Source organism: Hymenobacter agri, from assembly GCF_054778495.1.
In genome coordinates, this window is the sequence record NZ_BAAGZM010000301.1 from 1 (window position 1) to 5,058 (window position 5,058).

4 protein-coding genes are annotated in these 5,058 nt (G+C 62.0%); all 4 read right to left on the reverse strand.

Translation table 11 applies throughout. The features are described 5' to 3' along the window. Positions 1-269: 269 nt before the first annotated feature. Positions 270-1,253 (reverse strand): DUF4249 family protein, encoded by a 984-nt coding sequence (locus tag ACYVDE_RS14190; RefSeq protein ID WP_460502197.1) that lies wholly within the window; start codon positions 1,251-1,253, stop codon positions 270-272. 66 nt (positions 1,254-1,319) lie between these two features. Further along, positions 1,320-3,680: a TonB-dependent receptor gene (locus ACYVDE_RS14195; protein ID WP_460502198.1), complete on the reverse strand. Its 2,361-nt coding sequence runs from the start codon at positions 3,678-3,680 to the stop codon at positions 1,320-1,322. A 314-nt stretch (positions 3,681-3,994) separates the two neighbouring features. Beyond that, positions 3,995-4,684 carry an OmpH/Skp family outer membrane protein gene (locus ACYVDE_RS14200; protein WP_460502199.1) on the reverse strand — a complete coding sequence of 230 codons (690 nt, stop codon included), beginning with the start codon at positions 4,682-4,684 and terminating at the stop codon, positions 3,995-3,997. A gap of 123 nt (positions 4,685-4,807) precedes the next feature. Next, on the reverse strand, positions 4,808-5,058 hold a 251-nt coding region (locus tag ACYVDE_RS14205; RefSeq protein ID WP_460502200.1), incomplete at its 5' end, for a succinylglutamate desuccinylase/aspartoacylase family protein.

Genomic DNA, 5,058 nt, shown 5'->3' on the forward strand with positions numbered 1-5,058 from the left:
CGCGTAGTAGCGCGGGCCGTAGTAGGCGCGGGGCGGGTAGCCGAACGAAATGTTGGCGCGCACCTGAGCGGCGGCCGGACGGGCCAGCGCCCCGGCCAGCAGCAGCATCAGCAGCAGATAAAATGAGCGGGTTTTCATGAGCTAAGACGTTTAATGAACGAACGACGAATCGGTATACGGGGCTTTGACAACGCGCGGTTCGTGGAGTTTAATTCCACTACCGATGCCGGGCGCGCAATGAGTCATTGGCAAAATCCGCGCCATTTCGGCTACAGCCGGATGCGGTAGGTGGCATCGGTAGCGCCGCCAAACAGGCCGTAGCCGTTGCGCACGTTGCCGGCCAGCGGGGCGGGCTCGGCAAAGGGGTTGTCGTTGGAATCGTAGTAGCGGCGGTTCGATAGGTAGAAGTTGTAAGTGTCGGCTGTGAGGCTACTCACCGTTACTTCGACGAAGGCCGGCGTGGGGCATGCACCCTGCGAGTAGCAGCCGGTGTTGTAGCGCACGTTGGCGTTGAGCGTGAGCGGCTCGCCGTTGTGGCTGGCATCGGCAAAGGGCCGGATGCCATACACGCCGAGGTTGTACTGCTGCTGCGCGCTCGACAGCTGAAACTGCTCCAGCCCGACAGCGTTGTTCTGGTCGTCGTCGGCCTCCAAGCTGCCGTAGCGGAACGGCTGGCCCTGCGCATCCAATATTCGGGCAAATACCAGGTAGTAGTTGGCGGCATTGGCGTCGTCGCGAATGGTGACCGTGAGACGGCCGGTTTGGGTGCTGGGGTTGGGCGTGGTGGCCCCGCGCGCCTGGAAAGCCGCGCTTTCGATGGTGGGCGCCGTCGGCAGCGTGAGGGTACTCTCGGCGGTTTCGAGGCCCGGCAGGGAGGTGCGCAGCGTGTAGGGCTGGCCCGGCTGCGGCCGGAAGCCCAGCACCGGCCGGTAGTAGCCGGTCACGCCGCTATAGTTATCAGTAACGGGCCGATAGCGCTCCACCACGTGGCCACTGGCGTCGCGCAGCTCGGCCGCGGCATCGCGGCGCCCTTCGAGGAAGGCCGTTGCAAACACGCGCTGGCTGTTGCTCACGTAGAGCTGCCGCTGCTGAAACAGCTCCGTAAAAGACGAATCCTGCGGGGTCGGCGTAAGCACGTAGAACAGCGAAACGCGCGGCGTGTGCGGCGGCTCGGGCAGGCCGGCATCGGTTTCACAGCCAGCTAAAGCGGCCGATGCGGTAAAGAGCAGAATGGCAAGGGTGCGTTTTTTCATCGTGGAATTGGAAAGAAGACAAGCTCAGCATGACGTTCTTTTTTCTCTTATGCGTTGCGCAGTTCGCTAAAACCGAAACGTTTTGCTGAATGAAGGCAGGATGGGAAACAGTGACACCTGCCGGTAGCTAGGCGTTTCGCTGCCCGCTGCGCGGCCCAGGTAGATGAAGTAGGGGTTGTGCCGGTTGTAGGCGTTGTACACGCTGATGCTGTTCACGACTTCGCCCCAGCGCTTCTTTTTGGTCTGGCTCAGGTCGAGGTCGAGGCGGTGGTAGGCGGCCATGCGGTAGCTGTTGCGCGGGCCGTAGTCGTCGTAGGTGTTGTAGGGGCTAAGCTGGTAGCGGCCCTGGGCCAGCGTGATGGCATTGCCCGTGCCGTACACGAACGTGCCCGAGAGCGTGTAGCGGTTGTTGAATTCGTGAATAACTACCAGCTTAAAGTCGTGCCGCCGGTCGTACTTGTAGGGGTATAGTTGCCCCTGGTTCAGCTCGGCGAAGCGGCGGTTGCTCCAGGAAAGCGTGTAGCCAATCCAGCCGGTGGTGCGGCCGGATTTCTTCTGCAAGAACAGCTCGGCCCCGTAGGCCCACCCCTGCCCGCTCGTGATTTTGCTTTCGTAGTTGTCGTCCGTCGTCCCGATAAAGCCCGCTCCTTCCCGAAACTCAATCAGGTTTTGCATGGGCTTGTAGTAGGTCTCCACGCTGAACTCGAAGTCCTCGCCGTGGTAGCGCAGGTTGCGGGCCGCGCCCAGGCTAAACTGCTGGGCTTTCTGGGGCAGCGTGCGGGCCGTGGTGGGCACCCACAGGTCGGTGGGCAGGCCAATGCTGCTGTTGGTGAGCAGGTGCACGTACTGCGTGGTGCGGGCGTAGGCGGCCTTCAGGGACCAATCCTCCGTAAGCAGGTAGCGGGCCGACACGCGCGGCTCCAGGCTCGGGTACAGCTTTTTATCTACCAGAAAGCTGTTCAGCCGCAGGCCTACGTTCACCTTCAGGCGGTCGTTCACCCGCACGTCGTCTTCGGCGTAGAGGCCGGCCTCGTCGGCCCCGATGCGGCGGCCGCTGGCCTGGTTGTCGGCGGGGTTGTCGCTGCCTTCGCTCTGCATGGCGCCGGGCCGGAACTGGTGCCGGATGTACTGCCCACCGAAGCGCACGTAGTGGTTGGGGTTGGGCACGTAGTCGAAATCCAGCTTGGCGCTCACGTCCTGAATGTTCGACAGGTAGTTGAGCGAATACTTGCTGGTTTGCGCCTGCCCGTTAGTCGTGTACCGGTCTTCCTGGCTGGTGCCCACGTCGAACTGGTAGCGGGTGTAGGTGAGGTGGCTGTTCATGAACAATCGGTCGTTCACCACGTGGTTCCAGCGCAGGGCGGCAATGCGGTTGCCCCAGCCCAGGGCGCTGTTGTCGCGCGAGTAGTCGCCGTTGTCGCGCTTGCGCTCGTCATCAGAATAAAACTCGTCGCGCCCAAAATAGCCGCTCAGATACAGCCGGTCGCGCGGGCTTAGCTTCCAGTTCAGCTTGCCGTTCAGGTCGTAGAAGTAGTAACCGGCCGATATGCCGTTCGACTGCGCCTTGATGAGCGGCCGGGCCAGAATGTCGATGTAGGTGCGGCGGGCCGAGAAGATGAACGAAGCCGTGTCTTTCTTAATGGGCCCTTCCACCGTGAGGCGCGAGGCAATGAGGCCGATGGAGCCCTCACCATGCAGCTTTTCCATGTTGCCCTCCTTCATCGTGATGTCGAGCACCGACGACAGCCGCCCGCCGTAGCGCGCCGGAAAGCCGCCCTTTATCAGCTCCACGTTCTTGATGGCATCGGCGTTGAAGATGGAGAAGAAGCCGAACAGGTGCGAAGCGTTGTAGATGGGGGTGCCGTCGAGCAGCAGCAGGTTCTGGTCGGGCGAGCCGCCGCGCACGTAGAGGCCGCTGCTGCCCTCGCCGCCGGCCTGCACGCCGGGCAGCAGCTGCAGCACCTTCAGCACATCGGTTTCGCCCAGCAGCGAGGGCAGCAGCTTTATCTGCTTCACCGGAATGTTGACGGTGCCCATGCGCGTGCTTTCGGCCAGCTTCTCCTCGCGGCTGCCCACCACTTCCACCCCCGCCAGCTCGGCCGACGACGGCTTCAATCGGAAATCGTGCACAAAGCTGCGGCCGGCTTTTTCGGCCAGGCGCAGCTTCTCGTAGCCCAGCGCCGACACCAGCAGCCGCACCGAATCGGCCCCGGGCGTGAGCGTGAGCGAGTAGAAACCGTAAGTGTTGGTACTGGTGCCCTGCCCGCTGGCCGGGTGCACCACGGCCACGCCGGGCAGGCTTTCGCCGGTGGCGGCATCGCGCACGTAGCCGCTGATGGTGAGGCGGTTGTTTTGCTGCGCCCGCGCCGTAGCCGCGCCGAGCAGCGCCGCGCTGCTCAGCGCGGCCAGGCGGAAAAGTATTTTCATGCAGAAGGAAAGGAGCAAACCGAAGCGGCCCACGGCAAGCCCAACGCTGCGCGGGCCGCTTTATTTCTGGGAAAATGAGGTTTTGGTGAAGAGCAAAATTCGGCACCGCGGGTTGCCTGGGGCAAAGATTTTTTTACCCAAAAGACAAAAAAAGAACGTCATGCTGAGCGCAGTCGACGCATCTCTATCGCATTAGCAAACCCAATTGATTGGATTACTACTGCGGTAGAGATGCGTCGACTGCGCTCAGCATGACGTTCTGTGCTTTTCGTCCAGCTCGTCTGCCCGGCGTTCAGGCCAGCCGGGCCGGCAGCCTACTTCTTGCGGTAGTTGGCGTTTAGGTACGCCAGCACCGGAGTCGTGATGTCGAGGTTTTTCTCGCCGTAGGCAATGGTGCCGCTGGGCGCGGCAATGAGAATGAGCTTGTAGCCGTGGGCCTTGCCGTAGGCTTCCACCTTCTTGTTCACGCTCTCAAGCACGGTCTGGGTCAGCTTGGCTTCTTCCTGCTGGGCCTGAGCCTGTAGCATCTGCTGCTGCTGCGCCACCTGCTGCTGCTGCTCCTGCAGCTTCTGCTCGGTGGCGGCGCGCTGCTCATTGCTCAGCGTCGAGGCCTGCTTCTGGTAGCTTTCCACGTTGCCTTTGAAGGTAGCCAGCATCTGCTGGTTCTGCTTTTCGAGGCCGCGCACCTTGCCCTCAAACGACTTACGTGCGTCTTTCATGCCCTGGTAGCCGTCGAGCAGCTTGCCCGATTCCACGTAGGCCAGCTTACCCGAGAAGTCGGTGGTATTGTCCTGCACCGGAGCAGTAGCCACGGCGGGCGTCGTTTCGGCGGCGCTGGTGGTAGCAGCAGTGTCGGCGGCCGGCTCGGGCGTAGCCATCACGGCCGTGCTGCTGTCGGTAGCCAGGGCCGGCGCGGCCGGCTTGTGGTTGAAATGCAGGAAATACAAACCGGCCACGGCCAGTGCCAGCACAACGTTAATGGTAAGCTGAATGGGGTTTTTCATTGAAAACAAAAGATGAGGAAAGAACAAAAGTAACGCGGGGGTCAATGAGGAATGAAGAATGAGAAATGAAGAATTGAAAATCAAGCCGACAAGGCTGAAACTCCTCATTAAGCCGCAGGCATCCTACTCCGGCACCCCGATGTGCAGCAGCGCGTCGCCCTGGTTCACCACGGGCATGTGGTTCAGCCCGATGATGTAGCCGCTCACCGGCGACTCCAGCCGCACGGCCTGCTGGCCGTAGGGGTCGGCAATGGAACCGTAAATCTGGCCTTTCTCGATAAACTGCCCGTTCTCGACGTGCGCCCGGAACAGGCCCGCAAACCGCGCCCGCAGCCACGTGTGGCGGCGGCACACAATGCCTGCCCGCGCCGGCG

Coding starts and splice junctions, on each gene's coding strand:
- ACYVDE_RS14190 (WP_460502197.1), bottom strand. CDS start 1,253: ATGAAAAAACGCACCCTTGCCATTCTGCTCTTTACCGCATCGGCCGCT.
- ACYVDE_RS14195 (WP_460502198.1), bottom strand. CDS start 3,680: ATGAAAATACTTTTCCGCCTGGCCGCGCTGAGCAGCGCGGCGCTGCTC.
- ACYVDE_RS14200 (WP_460502199.1), bottom strand. CDS start 4,684: ATGAAAAACCCCATTCAGCTTACCATTAACGTTGTGCTGGCACTGGCC.